This is a genomic window from Haloterrigena sp. KLK7, from assembly GCF_037914945.1.
Lineage (GTDB): Archaea > Halobacteriota > Halobacteria > Halobacteriales > Natrialbaceae > Haloterrigena > Haloterrigena salinisoli.
Map to the genome: position 1 here is coordinate 1,944,441 of NZ_CP149787.1, position 18,869 is coordinate 1,963,309.

General features: G+C 63.0%; 12 protein-coding genes. 5 read left to right on the top strand and 7 right to left on the bottom strand.

Features of this window, described 5'->3' with window-relative positions:
- Positions 1-9: 9 nt before the first annotated feature.
- Positions 10-2,259, bottom strand: a complete 2,250-nt coding sequence (locus WD430_RS09635; RefSeq protein ID WP_339102231.1) for a V-type ATP synthase subunit I — start codon at positions 2,257-2,259, stop codon at positions 10-12.
- Entirely contained in the window at positions 2,246-2,578 is a 333-nt protein-coding gene (gene ahaH, locus WD430_RS09640) for an ATP synthase archaeal subunit H (RefSeq protein WP_339102232.1), read from the bottom strand. The genes WD430_RS09635 and ahaH overlap by 14 nt, the downstream gene beginning before the upstream one ends.
- A gap of 157 nt (positions 2,579-2,735) precedes the next feature.
- Between ahaH and WD430_RS09645 the strand changes: the two genes are divergently transcribed.
- Positions 2,736-3,359 (top strand): methyltransferase domain-containing protein, encoded by a 624-nt coding sequence (locus WD430_RS09645; RefSeq protein ID WP_339102233.1) that lies wholly within the window; start codon positions 2,736-2,738, stop codon positions 3,357-3,359.
- Positions 3,360-3,404: 45 nt separating this feature from the next.
- On the opposite strand, the gene WD430_RS09650 is transcribed toward WD430_RS09645, so the two are convergent.
- On the bottom strand, positions 3,405-3,899 hold the full coding sequence (locus tag WD430_RS09650; RefSeq protein WP_339102234.1) for a type IV pilin N-terminal domain-containing protein: 495 nt from the start codon (positions 3,897-3,899) through the stop codon (positions 3,405-3,407).
- Positions 3,900-5,000: 1,101 nt separating this feature from the next.
- Here WD430_RS09650 and WD430_RS09655 point away from each other — a divergent pair.
- Positions 5,001-7,361, top strand: coding sequence for a surface glycoprotein (locus WD430_RS09655; protein ID WP_339102235.1), 2,361 nt, complete (start codon positions 5,001-5,003; stop codon positions 7,359-7,361).
- 995 nt (positions 7,362-8,356) lie between these two features.
- Here WD430_RS09655 and WD430_RS09660 read toward each other — a convergent pair.
- The gene (locus tag WD430_RS09660) at positions 8,357-11,308 is read right to left on the bottom strand and encodes a S8 family serine peptidase (protein ID WP_407067116.1); all 2,952 of its coding nucleotides are present in this window, start codon (positions 11,306-11,308) and stop codon (positions 8,357-8,359) included.
- Between the two features lie 162 nt (positions 11,309-11,470).
- On the bottom strand, positions 11,471-12,733 hold the full coding sequence (locus tag WD430_RS09665) for a hypothetical protein (protein WP_339102237.1): 1,263 nt from the start codon (positions 12,731-12,733) through the stop codon (positions 11,471-11,473).
- Between the two features lie 159 nt (positions 12,734-12,892).
- Here WD430_RS09665 and WD430_RS09670 point away from each other — a divergent pair, with 159 nt between their 5' ends.
- Positions 12,893-14,200 (top strand): hypothetical protein, encoded by a 1,308-nt coding sequence (locus tag WD430_RS09670; RefSeq protein WP_339102238.1) that lies wholly within the window; start codon positions 12,893-12,895, stop codon positions 14,198-14,200.
- 61 nt (positions 14,201-14,261) lie between these two features.
- Here WD430_RS09670 and WD430_RS09675 read toward each other — a convergent pair whose 3' ends face one another.
- Positions 14,262-15,005, bottom strand: a complete 744-nt coding sequence (locus WD430_RS09675; protein WP_339102239.1) for a hypothetical protein — start codon at positions 15,003-15,005, stop codon at positions 14,262-14,264.
- Between the two features lie 313 nt (positions 15,006-15,318).
- The gene (locus WD430_RS09680; protein WP_339102240.1) at positions 15,319-16,314 is read right to left on the bottom strand and encodes a radical SAM protein; all 996 of its coding nucleotides are present in this window, start codon (positions 16,312-16,314) and stop codon (positions 15,319-15,321) included.
- Positions 16,315-16,519: 205 nt separating this feature from the next.
- On the opposite strand from WD430_RS09680, the gene WD430_RS09685 reads away from it, so the two are divergent.
- Positions 16,520-17,641, top strand: coding sequence for a DUF373 family protein (locus WD430_RS09685; protein ID WP_339102241.1), 1,122 nt, complete (start codon positions 16,520-16,522; stop codon positions 17,639-17,641).
- A 94-nt stretch (positions 17,642-17,735) separates the two neighbouring features.
- The gene (locus WD430_RS09690) at positions 17,736-18,854 is read left to right on the top strand and encodes an NAD(P)-dependent alcohol dehydrogenase (protein WP_339102242.1); all 1,119 of its coding nucleotides are present in this window, start codon (positions 17,736-17,738) and stop codon (positions 18,852-18,854) included.
- The last annotated feature ends 15 nt before the right edge of the window (positions 18,855-18,869 follow it).

Sequence of the window (18,869 nt, forward strand, 5' to 3'; positions counted from 1 at the left end):
GTAGGTTCGTTAGTTTCCGCTGTAGTTTCGATCGTGTCCGAACGGTTCGTAGTTCTCCCCACCGCCATCATAAAACTTGTTAAAGAACTCGACGTACTCCAGGCGTACGGCCTGTAAGCCGGCGCTTGTCACGCCAAGCGCTAGCACGACGAGATGGCCGACGATGAGGATGACGAGGCCGCCGATGAGTGCTGCGGTCCCGGAGTGCATGAGACCGTTGAAGATCACTTCGGCGCCCTCGCCGTAGTGTTCGCTGACGTAACTCGGTTCGTGGGTCCGCAGGAAGTGGAACGCGCCGTCCGGATCCCGGTACGCGCCGAAGAACAGCAGGTTGACCACGAACGCCATTCCGGCCTTCGCGAGCAACACTGCGCCCATTCGGGTGTACGAGAAGACGTTGACGACGACGTCGAGGAACTCGACTGCCTCGACCGGTTCGCTGACGATCAGCAGAGCGAAGCCGATCAGGAAGACGAGGAGCGGTGCCGTAAGCGGGAACTCGGCGAATCCCAGCGGGATCGTTACGAGTTCCCACGCCGGGAATCCGGTGAAGCCGATCGGGAACGGCCCGTCGCTGGCGAACGTCGTGAACAGGAAGTCCGGCTTCATGCCTTCGGCTTGCGCCGAGAAGATCCAGATCCAGACGCCGTTGAGCATCAGGATCCACGAACCGCTGTGGAAGACGGCGTCTTTGAAGCCGTGGCTCAGGTTCTCGTAGAAGTCCAGGATGTACCCGATGTTCAGGTGGACGAGCCCGGCCAGCACGCTGACGACCATCCAGCCGAGCGCGAAGTCAGCGGCCGCCGGCTCGAGCCCCTTGTTGAGCGGCAGGAGTTCCGAGTGGAACACGTCGTGCCAGAGGACTTCGCCGAGGATGTGCAGTCCGAATATCTCGCCGTAGATGACGCCGAAGAGGACCGTGAACGCGCCGGCCCAGATGGCAACGCCACCGAGGCTGGTGATCCCCTGGCTGTCGAACTGCGTGGCCATGTAGGCCCCGATGGCCATGTACATGATCCCGTACCCGACGTCGCCGATCATGAAGCCGAAGAAGGCCGGGAACGTCAGGAACAGGAAGATCGTCGGATCCAGTTCGCTGTACTTCGGTCGGTTGACCGCCTGTACCAGCACCTCGAACGGTTTGGCCAGCGAGGGGTTGTTCTGAATGACCGGCGGTTCGTCGCCCATCGTGACCGCCGAGCCGCCGTCGGTCACCGCCTTCTGCGGTTCCTCGTCGGCATCGGCGGCGGTCTCGTCGTCCTCGTCGGCCGCGGACGGCGCTCCCTTCTGGACCTCTTCCGTGTGGGAGTGTGCGCCGTGGCGGTCGTAGTCCGCTCGCTCTAACTCTTCGACCTCGACGCTATCGCCGACGGCGTCGGAGAGCGACGCGACGAGTCGGTCGTACTCCGCGGTCGGGATCCAGCCCTCGGCGATGAACGCGCGGTCCGTCGTCGCGAACTGCAGCGGCGCTTCCGCCTGCTGGACCTCGATCGTCAGCTTCTCTTCGACCCGCAGGAGGAAGCTTCCCTCCTCGGCTCGGATCTCCTCGAGGTCCGCTTCGATCTCCTCGCGTTCGTACTCGAGTTCCTCCTTGCGTTCCTCGAGGTCGGCGACGTACGCGCTCGGACTCTGGTCGGTCTCGGGCACCTCGTGGCGGGTGAACTCGACGCCGACGAGCGCGTCGTCGATCGGGTTCTCGTCTGCGTCCTCGGTGGGTGCGGCCACGACGGCCACCACGTCGCCACCGGTGAACGTCTCGAAAGCCCGGATGTCGTCGGACGCGGCGACGGCCGCCTCGATATCGTCGACCGGCCCCTCGCCGACGACGACGTCGACCGTCTCGTACCCCGCCAGGAGATCGAGGTCGATCCCCAGTTCCGCGAAGGGGGCGATGCGGTCGATCCGCTCCTCGATCTGCCGGAGTTCGTCGGTGACCTCGCTTCGACGGTCGTCGAGGTCGTTGATGCGCGTCCGAATCTCCTCGAGCCGGTCCTCCCAGTCGTCGCCGAGCCGTCCCGCTTCGGGCTCGACGTCGGACTCGGACAGCTCGAGGGCGCTCTCGAGCGCTCGGACGGTCACCAGTTTCTCGGAGGCGTTCTCGGCGCCCTCGATCGGGTCGCCGTTGTCGAACCCCTCCCACGAGCCGTCGTAGTCCGAGAGGTGGACCAGGCTGAGCTCGTGAACCGTCTCGATGACCGCGGGCATGACGCCCTTGGAACCGGTCACCGAGACCTTGCTCATCCGTTCAGGTCTGAGCATGAATGTCCTCCTGGAACAGTTCGACGACGTGATCGGTCACTTCGTCGACCCGCTCTTGGGCGTGCTCGGCGAGCGCCTCTCGCTCCTGCTCGCCCTCCTCGAGGACTCGTTCACACTCGGCGTCGATCTCCTCGCGTGCCTCCTCGAGGCGACGCTCTTTGAGCTCTTGCGCCTCCCGTTCCGCTTCCGAGCGAATTTCCTCGGCTCGTTTCCGGGCCTCGGCGATTCGCTCGTCGCGGTCGTTCTCTGCCAATGCGACGATCTCGTCGGCCTCTTCCTCCGCCGACTGTATTCGTTCGAGAACCTCTGGCCTCGGCATACTCTAAGCGCTTGGAAGTTTGCGAGAGCGCGTATATGGTAGTTGCGAAAGAGAGCCAGCCGTTGTTCGGGTTCGATCGGCCGAAGCTATCGATTACTCGACCGCGACGACCGGCCGAACAGTAGACATATCCCGGTCGGTGCGAAAGCAGCCGTTAATGGGAATCCTCGAGAACAAGACCCGGGCTCGACTGTTCTACAAGTACCTCTCGAAGGTCTACGACCAGGTCAATCCCTTCATCTGGAACGAGGAGATGCGCACCGCGGCGCTCGATCTGCTGGACCTCGAGTCCGAGACGACGGTGTTGGACGTCGGCTGTGGCACCGGCTTCGCGACCGAGGGGCTGCTCGAGCGCGTCGACGAGGTGTACGCGCTCGACCAGAGCGACCACCAGCTCGAGCAGGCCTACGAGAAGTTCGGGAAACGCGCCCCGCCGGTCCACTTCCACCGCGGCGACGCCGAACGCCTCCCCTTCGCGACCGACACGTTCGACGTCGTCTGGTCGTCGGGCTCGATCGAGTACTGGCCGAACCCGATCCTCGCGCTGCGGGAATTCCGCCGCGTGCTGAAACCCGGCGGCCAGGTGCTCGTCGTCGGGCCGAACTATCCCGACACCGTCCTCGCACAGAAACTGGCCGACTCGATCATGCTCTTTTACGACGAGTACGAAGCCGACCGGATGTTCAAACGGGCCGGCTTCGAGGACGTCAAACACGCCTTCCTGGGGCCGTCGTACAACCCCGAGGTCGCGATCACGACGATCGGTCGCGCGCCCGAGTGAGATCTCTCGTCGGGCGGATCGACCGAGTCTGATATCTCTGCGCTTTCAGTCCGCCGTCGCCTCGAGTCGCGTCACAGTCGTCCCGTCGACGACGACGGTGACCGACACCGTATCGCCCGATCGAATCGCCGGGTCGTTCGTTCCGGCAACGCGAAGCGTCGCCGTCTCGCCGACCCGCCACTCCGAATCGGTTTCGGGGTTGAACGGCCCGCTGGGCGCACCCCGGTATCCGTCGGCGCCGACGAACGGCACCGGCGGCTGGTGCTCGAGTCGATCGCCGTTCACTGCGATCTTCAGGTCGAGTTCCGTGACGGTGATCGACTCGCCGCCGACGTGCTCGAAGGTCAGTTCCGACCGATCGGCGTCGGCCTCGAGGTCGAACGCGGCGTTGGGGCCGGACTCGAGCACGGCGGTCCCGGCGAACCCCATCCCGACGGCGACGGTGGCCGCCAGCGCGACCGTGATCGCGAGGAGCGCGAGGACGCCGACGACGGGTGCAACGGCGCGGGTGGGTGACTCGAGCGAGGATTCGGCGGGCACGCCACGGGTTCGCCGCGTGCTGGTAGATAAAGGCACGGACGGGCGTACTGATCAGAGGGGCTGCTTAGTCGAGGCCGTTCCCTCGAGGATGGCCCAACAGTGGACCGGACATCGCCACTCGCCAGTCCACTTCTATCGATCCGTTCGGGGCGGCTCGAGGCCGGTCTCAGGAGTCCGACAGCACAGGGCGAGGTCCGGTGGATGGGGAGACTGGCGTGACGGCGATGACGGGCCGTCCACAGCGCGGGTACGCGACGCGTGACTGAGTACCGCTCGCGACTCGAGTCGCAGCAGTCCCATCGTCGATGTCCCGTCCTGGAACGGGAGTACCCTGTGACGGCTCCGCTCGAGTGAGACTGGTAGCGAGACGATCGTCGTGCGAGGCCTGTCTGCCTCGAGGGGTCCGATATCCGTGTGTTTCAGTGCGTTCCTCTCGCGGTCGATTTCGGACCCTCTGCCGAGTACTATGGACTTGCTAGCTCCGTATCGCTACTCGGGAGTGGCGCGAATCGCATCGTGGCATTCGATCGCGGTCCCCGCCCTTCGAATCGCGGCTCACGTCTCGGACTCGAGTCGGGCGTGTGCGCGCTCGAGCAGCACGGCGGTCAGTGCGCCGATGGCCGTCGAGGGTTGCCGACGATTATTGGGCTTCTAATACGCCCGCGCGTAGACCACTAAGCTCGACTGACTGATCCAATAGATTAGGGCTCGCAGTTCGTCTCGAGAGTGCTACTAATCATTTCCCGATACTTATATTGTAAATTTAGTTTCACCGAAGCTGAGACACTCGGATTACCATCCGAATAACCCCGCGTTCACCAATCTCTTTTTTATATAACTACCCTCGAGTATCACCCAATTATCGGAAGTTACTCGATCTCGTTAACACGGCTAAACGCCGTCCGGAAGCGGTGTAATGCTCGGTTACGGTTCCGGTATCTGACGTGGAATGACCAGAAAGCTTATTATAAACACCTCTTAATGGTGAACTACCCCTACCCATCCGGGGTAAGCTCCGATTACGGCTGCACACTCGTGCCGCGATCGGGCTTCCCCGACGAATCGCACGCAAAACAGCAGACAACGAACATAACAAACTAAATGACACGCAACAACGAACCATCATATCGCGAAAAGGGACGCTCGCTGTTCCTGGCCGCGCTTATGGTGATGTCGGTTTTCGCCATGTCCGCAGCGTTCGCGGGCGGGGCGGCCGCGGCAGAAGACGAACCGGATGCGAAGTACACTTCCCTTAGCGACCTTGACAACTCACTCGTTTACGCTGGTCAGACCGTTCAGGTCGACCTCTCTGATGAAAACGTCACAGAGGGCGACGATGTCCAGATCCGCGTCAAGGACGGTAGCCCGGTGGTCCTTGAGACGGCCGACGGGAACTCGACCATCACGTTCGACACGGCAGATCTCGACACCGGTGAATACGAACTGACCGGTGACAACATCTCGACGGACAACTCCTTCGAGGTTGTCGTCCAGAACGTTGACGCCAGCTTCAGCGGAGACACCATCACGAACGGTGACAGCGACTCGCTCGATCTGAATATTGAATCCAGCCTCCGCAACCAGTACAACGTCACGGTCAACGCTGATGGTCTCAACCACGGCGAACTCGCGACGCTCTTCAACGTCTCTGAGGATCCTGACGCTAGCGATGACGACCCGGTCGTCATCCCGGATGCAGAGAACACTGAAACGCTCGAGGACCTCACGTTCGAGAACGTCGAGACCGGAGACTACACGTTCGACATCAATGTTGTCGACACGACCGCATCGGACACCGCTACGGTGTCTGTCGCGGAAAAGGGCTCCGTTAACGTCGACTTCGAGAATTCCGTCACTTCGGTCAACGAAGGCGATAAAGTTGACCTCAAGATCAACTTCCAGAACACCGCTGACGACGCAGAGCTCGTCCTCGGTGGCGAGGATGTTGGTTTCGAAGTGAACGCAACTGTTCTCAACCCTGAAAACAGCAACACCGCTACCGTGACGGTCGATACGTCCGCACCTGGTTCGAACACCAGCGATGTTCTCAGCGGTGATGTTGAGAACGTCAATGTGAGTCAGGATATCGCTCGTGACAAACTCGCGACGGGCGAGTACGGCATGGAACTCGACCTCACTACCGGCATCGCGTCGGCTATCGGCACGCTCGACGTGAACTCTCACGAAGAGCCTTCGCTTGAAGGTACGTACGTAACTGGCGACTCCTTCACCGCTGGTAGCACCAGCCCTGACGACGTCCGAACGACGAGCGGAAGCGTGGTCGCGGAAGGCGATACGATCATCGCCGTCTACGAGGGCGTTGGCTTTAACGGCGATTACGCCGACAACGATTCGAACGACTCCGACAATGGTTGGAGCGCAATCATTGAGGAGAGCGAAGCGGCCCTGAACCAAGAGCCCATGACGCTGGACGAGAGTGACAGCGGCATTAGCATGGAATGGGACGAGGACGCAGGTACGTACACGATCGCTATCGACACGTCTAACGCAAACGTCAGTGTCAACGAGGCCTACGATATTTCGCTCCGCCTTGATGCGAGCGAGAACAAGTACTTCGACGCCGAGGACTACGAGAACGACTACGTCTTTGATGTCGGAACGCAGTTCGAAGTGACTGACCGCACGGTCGACTTCGCTCACGAAGCGAACGCGGACGGTCAATTCGAGATCGAACAGCAGGACGACGGTACGGTCACCATCATGGGTGAGGGTACCGCTGCAGACGGTGCGGAGTACACTGTTTCCCTCCGTAGCGACGAAGCCAACGAGCTCCTGACGCAGCAGGTCGAACTCGAGAACGGCGAATTCGCCGCCGAGTTTAACCTGAGCGAATACGAGTCTGGCTTCGAATTCACGCTCGACATCCAAGGTAGCGACTACGACGGCGAACGTCGGAACGCTGTCCTCGTCGCAGGCGACGAGCCTGCAGAGGCTTCGTTCGAAACCACGGATGTCAGTGCACCTGACAACGTCACCGTTGGCGACGACGCCACCCTCGACGTCACCGTCGAGAACGTCGGTGACGCCGCAGGTAACACCACGGTCACCGCCACGATCGGTGGCGAAGAGGTCTCCCAGGACGTCTCGCTTGACGCTGGCGCCTCCCAGACCGTCTCCTTCGACTTCGACACCAGCGAAGCGGGCGACATCGAGTGGTCCGTCGGTGACGAAACCGGTACGCTGACCGTCGAAGAGCAGACTGACGACTCGGACAACTCGGACGACTCCGACGACTCGGACGACTCCGACAACTCGGACAACTCGGACGACTCCGACAACTCGGACGACTCCGACAGCTCGGACGACTCCGACAGCTCCGACAGCTCGGACGACTCCGACAGCTCCGACAGCGAGGACGACGGCACGCCCGGCTTCGGCGTCGCTGTCGCCGCTATCGCGCTGCTCGCCGCCGCCATGCTCGCACTCCGACGCGAGAACTAAGGCTGCGACGCACTCGTTTGAACCACCGACCTCGCGGTGAGGTCGACCCTGCGGTACGCTGATTTTTTCTTGAACGCTACACCCCAAGCGATAGCGCCGTCCACAACCCGTCGTGGACGCACTCTTTTCGCGATCGGTGCCGTCACCGTGACGGCGACCGATTCCGTGCCGACTGCTCGAGGCCTCGCCATCGATAGCCCCGACAGTCGACGACTCGCTTTGCACCACTTCGGATACGCTCACTGACCCGGCCTCGAGTCCAGCACACTAGCAGTAGCCGGACCGAAGGGACAGCGCACTGCGTCGGTAGCCACGAGCGCTGACCGAGCGCTCTGCGGAGAGGCGTCCCGATCCCTTCCGTTACCGGCCAGTACGCTTACTTTCCGATAGCCGAATGTGCTATCCGGCGAGGTACGGCTCGCTGTCGTTGTCAACGGAAGCCGACGCACTGAGGCAACTGCCTCGCCACGGATCGAGATCGGCCGACCGTCTATTCGGCACCGGTTCGATTCCGATCGTCGATCTGGCGACACACTAGCGTGCGGATGGGGGACTCCACGACAGCAGCCACCGGCTGCTGTTTTCACGCGTCGGCGATCGCTTCTCGAGATGTATCTGCATTTCCTACACGAGTACAGAGAATCGAGACTGTTCAGCCGATATGGGGATGAATCGGTGGACCCGAACTGGTACGGGGACACGTTCTGTACATCCGGGCAACTGGGAATCGCCACACCCTCCCTAACTGACTCGCGCAGAGTTGTGCCGCGGTTCGGTGTCGGCTCACGGGTCGCTTCGCTTCCCGTTCGCCTCGTCGAGGTCCTCACTTCCTTCAGACCTCGCACTCCTCGCCGCGACACAGCGCGGCCACCGTACGCCGGTTTCCCGTTCAGAGCGAGACATCGCGGCACGTGCCCAGCAGTTGCTACCGGAGTCGATTCGCTCAGTCGAACCGGTATCCTCAGAAAATTTCGCTCTATCCTCAGAAAACGAAGCTATCTCCGCGTACGCGTGACACCGACGGCGAGCGTCGCCAGCACCGCAATCATACCCATTGTGACTCCAAACCCGGGAACGCCGTCGTCGGCCGCCGACATCGTCACGGTGACGGACTCGTTTGCCTCACTCGAGACCGACCCCGTCGTCACGGTCTCCGACTCGTAGCCCTCCGCGTCAACGCCCACCGTGTATTCCATCCCGGTTCCGGGAACGGTCACCTCGAGCGTCCCATCTGAATCCGTCTCAGTGGCGACCGCGAACGAGGTACCGTCCGGGCGTTCGATCGTGACGGTCGCGCCGTCGATCGGCTCACCGTCCTCGTCGACGACGGACACCGACAGCGTCGCGTCGCCCTCGAGAATCGCCCGTTCGGTCGCCGTTTCGTTCGAGTCGCTCTCCATCGAGAGCGTCTCGCTGACGTAGCCCGCCGCGGACACGTTCACCGCGTACTCGTCGCCGCCGGGGAGGGGAGCGATGCGGTACGTTCCCTGGTTCGTGTGAACGCCCGAATACGTCCCCCGTCGACCGGTCGCTTCGATGGTCGCGTCCGAGATCCCGTCGCCGAACTGCGCGTCCTCGAGGGCCACCTCGAGCGCACCGTCTCCGTCGAGTGGGACCTCGACGACCGCCGTCTCTTCGCTCGAGACCGTACTCGACTCGGTCTCCGACTCGTATCCCTCGGCCTCGGCGCAAACGGTATACTCCTCGTCGGTTCCCGGCACCGTGACCGCGATCGTCCCATTACTGTCCGTCGGTTCGGCGACATCCAACGAGGCGCCGTCCGAGCGTTCGATGGTGACGGTCGCGTTGGAGATTGCCGTTCCCGTCACCGCGTCTTTCGTTGCAATCTCGAGCGTCGCGTCACCCGATAGCTGGAGCCGCTCGGTGACGCGTCGCCCCGGTTTCGTCATCGTCACGTCGCGCTGGCGGTCGTGGTATCCCGGAGCGGTCGCGGTCAGCGTGTACTCGCCTCGAGTGGGAACGTTCCCGGCGACGTAGGTCCCGTCGCCCTGGTGGCTCACCGGATACGTACCGTCCCAGGTAGTCGCTTCGACGGTCGCGTTCGCGATGCCGCCGCCGAACTGCGCGTCGTCGAGAGTCACCTCGAGTTCCCCGTCACCGGCGAGCGACACGTCGACCGTCGTCGTCTCGTCGGCCGGAACGAACGACGTCTGGGCGGTCGTCTCGTAGCCGTTGGCGGCGACGGTCAGCGTGTACTCGCGGTCGCCGGTGATCCCCTCGAGTTCGTACCGGCCGGACAGATCGGTCGTCGTCTCGGAAACGGCCCCGTCGGCGCTCTCGAGAGTGACGGTCGCCTCCGCGATCGGCTCGTCCGTCACCGTATCGGTCACCGTCCCCTCCACGGTCGCGAACGAGCCGGCCTCCTCGAGGGCGGCGACCGCGTCGACGATTCCGTGGCCGTATCGGGTGTCCTGATCGTCGGACCCGCTCCTCGGCTTCGTGGCCGTCTCCGTCAGTGCCGCCCTGATCTCGGCGGGCTCGAGGTGTCGGTCGGTCGCTCCCTGCACCAGTGCGACTACGCCCGCGACGTGGGGCGTGGCCATGCTGGTCCCGCTCTTTCGAACGTAGCCGCCGTCTGGGGACGCGCTGAGGACGCGTTCGCCGGGCGCCGTAACCGTCGGAACGACGTAGCTGCTGGGCCACTCGGACGGCGCGTGCCAGCCCCACGCGTCGCGGGTATCGACGACCGCGCCGCTCGAGAAGTCGGCGACGCGTTCGTTCTCGTCGGTGGCGCCGACGCTGATGGCGTCGTAGACGTTCCCCGGCGACGAGGAGACGCCGTCGCCGCCGTTTCCGGCCCCGGCGACGACGACGGTGCCGCTGGCTTCCGCGTTCCGAACCGCACGAACGTACGTGCTGGTGTACCCTTCGGAACCGAGGCTCAAACTGATGACGTCGGCCCCGTTCTCGATCGCCCACTCCATGCCGTCGATCACGTCGGACGTGTAGCCGACGCAGCTCCCGCCGGTACAGTCGGTCAGGACGGCGCCGGCGAGCAGGTCCGCCTCGGGCGCGACGCCGATCTGCGTTCCGCTCGCGTCGCCGCCGACGATCGTCCCGGCGACGTGGGTCCCGTGGTCGTTGTAATCCATCGGCGTCGACGATCCGCCGGAGAAGTCCCGCCACGCGTCGACCGTCACATCGGGATGGGAGTCATCGACGCCCGTATCGAGGACGGCGACCGTCGCTCCGTCTCCGCGGGCGCCGTACCTCTCTCGTGTCGCGGGCACAGAGAGCCGCTCGAGGCCGTAGGTGTATTCGTTGCCGAATCCCACCGTCGCCGTAGTCGTCGGGTCGGCCGGTGATGACCCATTTGTCGCCGGCTCAGCTGTCGACGACGCGTTCGAAGCTGTTGACAATGCGTTCGCGCTCGTCTCGATTCCCGGGCTCGCCGTCGCGTTACTCGATCCGTCAGTCGCCGCCCCCGATGCGAGTTCCACGGCGGCGTCAGCGTGGATCTCGACGACACCGTCGATCGCACCGACCGTCTCTAACGACACGCGATCAGTGTCGACCGACACCAGCGCAGCGTTTGCGAGCCAGAACTGTCGCTCGATATCGAGTCCCGCCGTCGTCTCGGCCGCGTGCTCGAGAGAACTCTGCGTCCCGTCTGTAGCGGCCTGTAACGTCGTCGGTTTCACTTCACCAGATACCGTCGTGGCCGTTCGGCTACTCTCGAGTCGGACGATTACCTCCACGACACCGTCGGCGTCCTCGAGTGTCGGATCGATACGTGCCGGCTCCGATCGTTCGACCGAAGTCGTGCCGTTGATCGGCGGCTGGGTGTTCGCATCATCCGTCGCGGTTACGCCCTCGATTGGAGCGGCTCCAGCCGCCAAACCGATTGGAAACAGCAGCGAAGTACAGAGAAGCGCCACCAGAGAGAGCACGAGAAGCCGGCGGCAGCCTATCGAAAAACCATACATTAAGCACTAACAGAGAGTCACGCGATATAAGCAATCTGGCTACTGACCCTCGCACCGATCTCACTGGTTCAACGAAATCCAGCGTCGATTATCCGAGCTCAGCCCTATCTACGCCAGTAAACCATTATCTGGAGAACAACGGAAGGCCTGACAGTCACTCTGTTACCGTCTTGCAAATTCGATCGCTTTCAGCGACTCTGATTCTGTTCGGACGGTTAACTCGAACCCGTCAGTCGGTGGCACCAACCAGAGTTCGCCGTTCGCATCGGTCTCGCCGATGACGGTACCATCGACGACGATCGTCGCGTCGACTGGTGCCCCATCGTCCGACTCGGTAACGGTAATCTTCGCCGGTGCGGTATCCGGTGTTCGCTCGAATGTCGCAGTCAGATTGGCAGTGGACATCGAGTCGGCAGACTCGATCGGGATTGAATCGAGATCGAGCGTCTGTCGCTCGTGGTAGACGGCATTTGCACCGCCGCCAAAGTAAACCGTGAGATGCCCTTGATCGTGGGACATTGCCTGGACCTGATAGAGTTTGTTCGTTTCGTGTTTGATCGTGTAGGTTCCGGACGTCGTCTCAAATGCCCACGGATACAGTTCCTGTGCGGTCCTCCGTGCCTTGTCCATCGTCCCGATCTGGTCGGGTCGGTCCCGCACACGATTGTCGTACCGAGTCGTCTCTCGAATGTACGTGTCGCCGTCGAGCGTCGAAAGCGTTAGTCCATTCGACGCGGACTCGAGTAGTATCATCGGAGTGGCGTCTGCTGACTCGTCTGATTCGTCGACGCCGCGAAGCGAACTCTCGATATCCGTACGAATTGGACTGCGATACACCTCGAGTTCGGCAGCGAACGCTTCGACTGAGTCTGATATATCGACAATTCCATTGGACTGTCTGTCGAGATCATCCAACGCCTGCTGTAGAACCCGTGCCTCGTAGTGATTTCGCGCAAGGGTTCGCAGCACCTCATCCTCGCTGGCCTCGCCAGCGGCGTGAGCCGTGACTATTTCCCGTTCGCGCTCACGGAGGTCTTCGATGCGCTCTTCGATACGTTTGAGTTCTGCATTGATGGCTTCAGTACGATTTTCGTTGCCTTCGATATCCGTTAAGGACGTCTCTAGCGCGTACATCCGGTGATCAGTGCGGATCGATTCGTCGTGGCTCGCGACCATGAGGCCGAAATCGAGCGTTAGATTAGCGTACGTTGTCTCCCCGTCTCCCTGAAGGACGAGCCTGTTCGGCGTTCCTTCGAGTTGGGCGTGGTCGCCTTCGACCGAGACGGCCGAGTTCTGAAACCGGAACGTCGTCTCGTTGTCATCGGCATTAGTTGCGATGCTGGACGATCCAGCGGTTCCAACTGCCGAAACCGGAAGTGAGAGGGCGAGGAGCACGGCGAGAGCGATCGGAACCGTGTGTCTCATTGGGACTGTCTTTTTTCCCGATGTACAAAAAGGAGTCGCCCGATCGTCCGGGTCAGTAACCCATACTTACGTCGACTCGAGACCGTTCGGAGACCGTAGTAACGTACCATTGTTTGGATGGAAAGGGTTTTTTCCCCTGCGGTTAACCAGTTGGTACGTATGCGGTTATCATCCGCTGTTGCCCTCGCCCTGGCGTTCCTCCTTGCTGCGCTCACCGTCGGGACGGTCGTCGTCGCTCCGGTGACGGCTGCAGCCCCTAGCACAGACGGATCTTCCGCTTCTTTCCAGTCCCAACCCACCGCGTCTGCCCTCGAGTCGTCGGTACAAGACGGCAATGAGTACAATCCGGAACGAGCCGATACCTGGCAGGTAATCCGTCTCAATGTGACTGAAAGCGGTGACGTCCGCTGGACGATCGAGAGTCGATTCTATCTCTCGGCCAACGAAACCGACGCCTTCGAACAGTACGCCGAGGCCGTTTCGAACGGCGACCGCGGTGGTGGTTATGACGTCGATCAATATGACCAGTTCCGTGTCGATGCCGAACGCTCTACCGGTCGCGAGATGGCTTTCGAGAACGAACGTTGGAATGAGCCGCGGACGGAGCCCCTCGTTAGCGAGGGTTCGGGCAGCGACGACCGGAAACTGGGTATTATTTCCTACTCGTTCACTTGGACGAACTTCGCAACCGTTGACGACCAGCGGATCCACTTCGGCGACGCGTTCGTGACCGACAACGGCGTTTGGCTCCCCTTCCTCGATGACGGTCAGCGATTGGTCATCGAGTCGCCAGCTAACTACGGCATCGACACTGCACCTGCGGAGGTCCAGAACGGGGCCGTCGTTTACGATGGCTACCTGAATTTCAGTAAAGCGGACTTCCAGATGGTGTTCCTTCGGAGTTCCAGTACGTCGACTCCCGGGGCCAGTCCCGGACCCGAACCACCCAGCGAGTCAGCGTCGTTCGTCACGGTAGAGCGCGTCGCCGCCGCGTTCGGCGGTTTCGTCCTGGTGATCGTGGTGGCGTCGCTGGCTATCAGTCGCTACCAGCGGTCGGCGTGGTTCGACGACGCGTCGGCCACCGGCAAGTCTCCCGCCGGTACTGCGCGTCCCCGGTCGACCGAGACCGACGGGTCGGGCACTGCCGCCGTCGCGAGGAGGGATGATCCGGCGGGTATCGAACACGAGTTCGACGAAACCGAAGCCGTCAACGACGGCCCCGCCGCGGATGGTGACGGGTCGATCGACGACGAACTCCTGAGCGACGACGAGCGGGTGCGGCGACTGCTCGAGCGAAACGGCGGGCGGATGAAACAGGCGACGATCGTCAAGGAGACCGGCTGGTCCGACGCGAAAGTCTCGCAACTCCTCTCGGAGATGGACGACGACGACCGGATCCAGAAGCTTCGGATCGGTCGCGAGAACCTCATCACCCTTCCGGACGTCGATCCGACCGAGGTCGACTGATCCCCGCCGGACCGACAGCGTGGTCGGTTACGACTAGTTGACGCTCGTCGTCGATTCGTTTTCAGTTGTTTCCGTCCGTTCCTGACTCGTTAGCGGAGGTACCGTCCGTCTCCGACTCGTCATCAGCGCTATCGTCCGTCCCCGGATCGAAATCGACCTCCGTCGAATCGGCGTCGTAGATGTCGTCCCAGTCCTTGTCCTCGTCCATCAGGAAGACCTCGACGGTCAGCGATCCCTCGCCGAACTCCTCGATTCCGGCCGGTCGGACGTCGATGTGGAACGTGCCGTTCTCTTCCATCCGGACCTCGCCCGTCCGCTCGACGATCTTCCGGTTATCCGGTCCCTCGTTGATCTTGACGAAGAAGTACGGCTCGCCGATCACGTCGCCGTGTTCGGGCGGATCGACGTTCTCCATACTCGTGTTGGCGACGACCTCGAGGTTGAAGTTCGAGTAGCCGTCACCGTCTTCGGCGGGTTCCGTATCGACGACCGAGATGTCTTCGATCCGGTCTTCGCGCTTGTTCTCTAGCGGCCGGTTCGGCTCCTCCGGCGGCCGCCACTCCGCGGTCGCCGTATCGTCTTCGTCGGCGGGGTCAGTCGCCTCGTCTTCGTCGGTGGTGTCCGTCACGTCCGTCCCGGTTCCGTTGCCATCTTGGGCGTTACCGTTCTCCGACGTGATGTTCGTCTCGTTCTCTGCGTTCGTCTCGTTGGGCGAGTCGTCGGTCGTTACCCCCTCGAGGGCGGCACACCCTGACAGGGCCACGAGCAACGCAACCGCAACGACAGCGAGCGTTCGGAATTGCATCGTGACCGGTCGTACCGAGGCGTGGCCCATTATTACAATCCCGATAAGTGTCGTTTTCCGAAACGAGGGATACTGTTGATTATACGCGCTCGAGCGGCTACTACGGAGTAATTGAACGCAGCGAAACGATCATTATGGGGTTCACAAGCGGCGCGAATCGGACGGCCGACGGGTCTTCGACGGGGTCGCTCGCTTCGCTTGCGAACCGCTCTTCAGAAACGCTCGGCCAAAACGGCCCCGCTCACTCGCTTCGCTCGCTGGCGAGACGCACACGAAAACGGGAGAACGCCGCGACGTCAGTCGTGCGGGGGCGTTACGCCAACGGCGTCCGCTCGACGACCTGCCCGTCGTACGTCGGGTACTGCTCGACGATTTCGCCGTCCTCGAGGTCGCCCTCTTCGATCATCTCCTCCAAGAGCCACCAGGCGACCTCGACGTGGTTCGTTTTGACGGTGTAGAACTCCTCGGGCACGCCGAGGGCTTCGAACTCTTCTGGTTCGGCGCGGGTCTTACCGTAGACGAGCGTGCCGTCGTCGGTGATGTCGTCGAACTCGCGGCGGATGTTCCGCGCCATGCGTTTGAGTCGGCGGCGGTGCTGGGCCGCGTCCTTGAACACGGAGGTACAGAAGTAGACCTTCTCGTGGTCGCCCATCACCTCGAGGATCTCCTCGCGGGAGCCCTCGACGGCGCTCATGTGGTCCTCCTTGAGCTCGAATCCCTGTTCCTGCATCCGACGGTAGTTCCCGTCGCTCATCTCGAACTCGTTGACGTTACAGAAGTCGGCGGCGCCCTCGTCTAAGAACTCGAGGAACTCCTCCTCGGCACGGATACCGGGGATTTCGAAGGCGGGGGTCAGCCCCTCCTCGCGAGCGACGTAGAGGATCTCCTCCCACTCGGTCCCGTGGAGGTCGCCCCACTGTTCGTACGGCGGGTGGAAGCGAATCTCGTCGAGGCCGGCCTCCGAGAGGCGGCGCATGTTCTCGCGGCCGCCGGTGATGCCCGTATAGAGGTGGGTGTGGTGGTCCTCGCCGAACTCGTCTTTCAGCAGTTCGAGGTAGTGGCAGGTCCGATCGAGGGCCTCCTGGGGCTCGCCGCCGGTGATCGACGTCCCCAGCGCGTCCATGCGCTTTGCCTCCGTGATGACGTCCTCGTCGTCCTCGACGAGGCGTTCGTTGGCGTAGACGTCGGTGACGTTCTTGCGGTTCTCGCCGAGGGGGCAGTAGAAGCAGTCACGCTGGTCGCAGTAGCCGTAGACGAACAGCACCATCTTGCCGCCTTTCGCGCACTGCTCACAGCCCTTCGAGATCATTCGAGGAAACGTAATGGTCCGACTCACAAAAGCCGTGCGAAACGCGGTTCCCGCTCGTCTCGTCACCGTGGGCCGCTGTCCCGCGGCACGTGCCACCGCGATCGGCCCCGTCTCGAGAGCCGCTCGGTCTTCCCTCTCGAGGGTCGTCCGGGGAATTCTGTCGTCCCCAGAAGATGGAAATACCCCGCGGTCGAACGTTCGATAGATGCTGCTTGTCCTCTGTGTCGACCTCGACGACGACCTCGGTCGCAAGACCGGCTTCTCGACGCCGGTGATCGGTCGCGACCCCGTCGAGGAGGCGGCCGTCGCGCTGGCGACCGAAGACCCGGAGGACTCCGACGTCAACGTAATCTTCCAGGGGTTACACGTCTACGACGATCTCGCCGACCGCGACGAGAGCGTCGAGGTCGCCGTCGTCACCGGCAACGACGAGGGCGACGTGAAGGCCAACCGCGAGGTCGGCGACGAGGTCGATACGGTCCTCGCGAGTCTCTCGACGGCGGAGGACGTCACCGCGCTCGTGGTCACCGACGGCGCCCAAGACGAGTCCGTCATCCCGATCATCCGCTCGCGGGTCCCCATCGACGGCGTCCGTCGCGTCGTCGTTCGACAGGCCCAGAACTTGGAGTCGATGTACTACACGATCAAGCAGGTGCTGAACGATCCGGAGACGCGGGGGACGGTGTTGATCCCGCTCGGCATCCTCCTGTTGATCTACCCGCTCGCCCTCGTCGGGACCGTCCTCGACATGCCCGGATTCGTGCTGGGGACGACCTCGGCGCTGCTGGGGCTGTATCTCATCTCCAGGGGACTCGGGCTGGGCGACCGCCTCGACGCCGCCGTCGAGCGCGCCCGCCGGTCGCTGTACGCCGGTCGGACGACCCTGCTCGCCTACGTCGTCGCCGCCGCCCTGTTCGCCCTCGGCGGCGTCAGCGGCCGGAACGAACTCGAGGCCGTCCGCGAGGCGACGCCCGGTGAGGTCGGCGTTCCCGTGATGCTCTCCGCGCTCGTCTACGGGTCGATCCAGTGGATCGCCGCCGCGGGGGTCACCACCAGCCTCGGACAGATCACCGACGAGTACATCGCCGGCTCCCTCGAGTGGCGCTACCTCAACGCGCCCTTCTACGTGCTCTCGATCGCGATCGTCCTCTACGCGGTGAGCGCGTTCTTCCTCGGCGAGGTCGGGATCAGCTTCCTCGCGACGGCGCTGACAATCGGCACGCTCCTGGGAATCGCGAGCACCCTCGCCTTCGCCGTGGTCGAATCCCGGTACGCGGACGACGACGCCGAGGACGCGAGCGGGACGCGGTCGGCCGACCGCGTCTGACCCTCGCCATCGTCGTTCCGCTCGAGTCGGTCGGTCGCGTCACCGGTCGAGACACCCCAAAGCTTCATTCCTCCGGTCGGCCTCGGCTTCCCCCATGGAGATCGATGCAGCGGTCGTCGAGGAGGAGGGCGGCTCGTTCGATATCGAGTCCGTCGAACTCGAGTCACCGCAGGACGACGAGGTACTGGTCCGCGTCGTCGGGGCCGGCGTCTGTCACACCGACCTGATCGTCCGCGATCAGCTGTATCCGACGCCGTTGCCCGCGGTATTGGGTCACGAGGGGTCCGGCGTGGTCGAATCGGTCGGTTCGAACGTGAGCAGCGTCGAGTCCGGCGATCGCGTGGTGTTGAGTTTCGACTACGATGACGACTGTCACAGCTGTCGCGACGGCCATCCCGCCTACTGCGAGTCGTTCTTCGAGCACAACTTCGGCGGCCAGCGACCCGAAGACGGCACGTCGCCGCTCTCGCGGGACGGCGAGCGAATCAGCGGCCGATTCTTCGGGCAGTCGTCGTTCGCGACCCACGCCATCGCGACCGAGCGCAACGTGGTTCCGATCGAGGACGGCGGCGACGTCCCGCTGGAACTGCTCGGCCCGCTGGGCTGTGGGATTCAGACCGGCGCCGGCGCCGTCATCAACTCGCTGGATCCGCAGGCCGGATCGTCGATCGCGGTCTTCGGAGCCGGCTCCGTCGGCCTCTCGGCGGTCATGGCCGCGGATCTGAAGGGCTGTACGGAAATCGTCTCGATCGATCTGAAGGAGAACCGGCTGGAGAAAGCCGCCGACCTCGGCGCGACCGAGACGATCGACCCCGGATCGGTCGACGACGTCGTCGCGACCGTCAGCGAACGCACCGACGGCGGTGCCGATTACGCGCTCGAGACGACCGGCGTCGCGGACGTCGCCGAACAGGCGGTGGCGACGCTCACGCAACGCGGGACGCTCGGTCTCGTCGGCGCGCCGCCGCTGGGGACCGAAGCGAGCTACGACGTCAACGACCTCATCCTCAACGGGCGCTCGATTACGGGGATCGTCGAAGGCGATTCGAACCCGCAGGAGTTCATTCCCGACCTCGTCGATCTCTACCGACAGGGTAAGTTCCCGTTCGACGAACTCGTCACCTACTACGACTTCGACGAGATCGAACAAGCCGTCGAGGACTCCGAGAGCGGCGAGACGATCAAGCCCGTGTTGCGGATGAGCGAGCCCTGATCGCTCGAGGGTCCC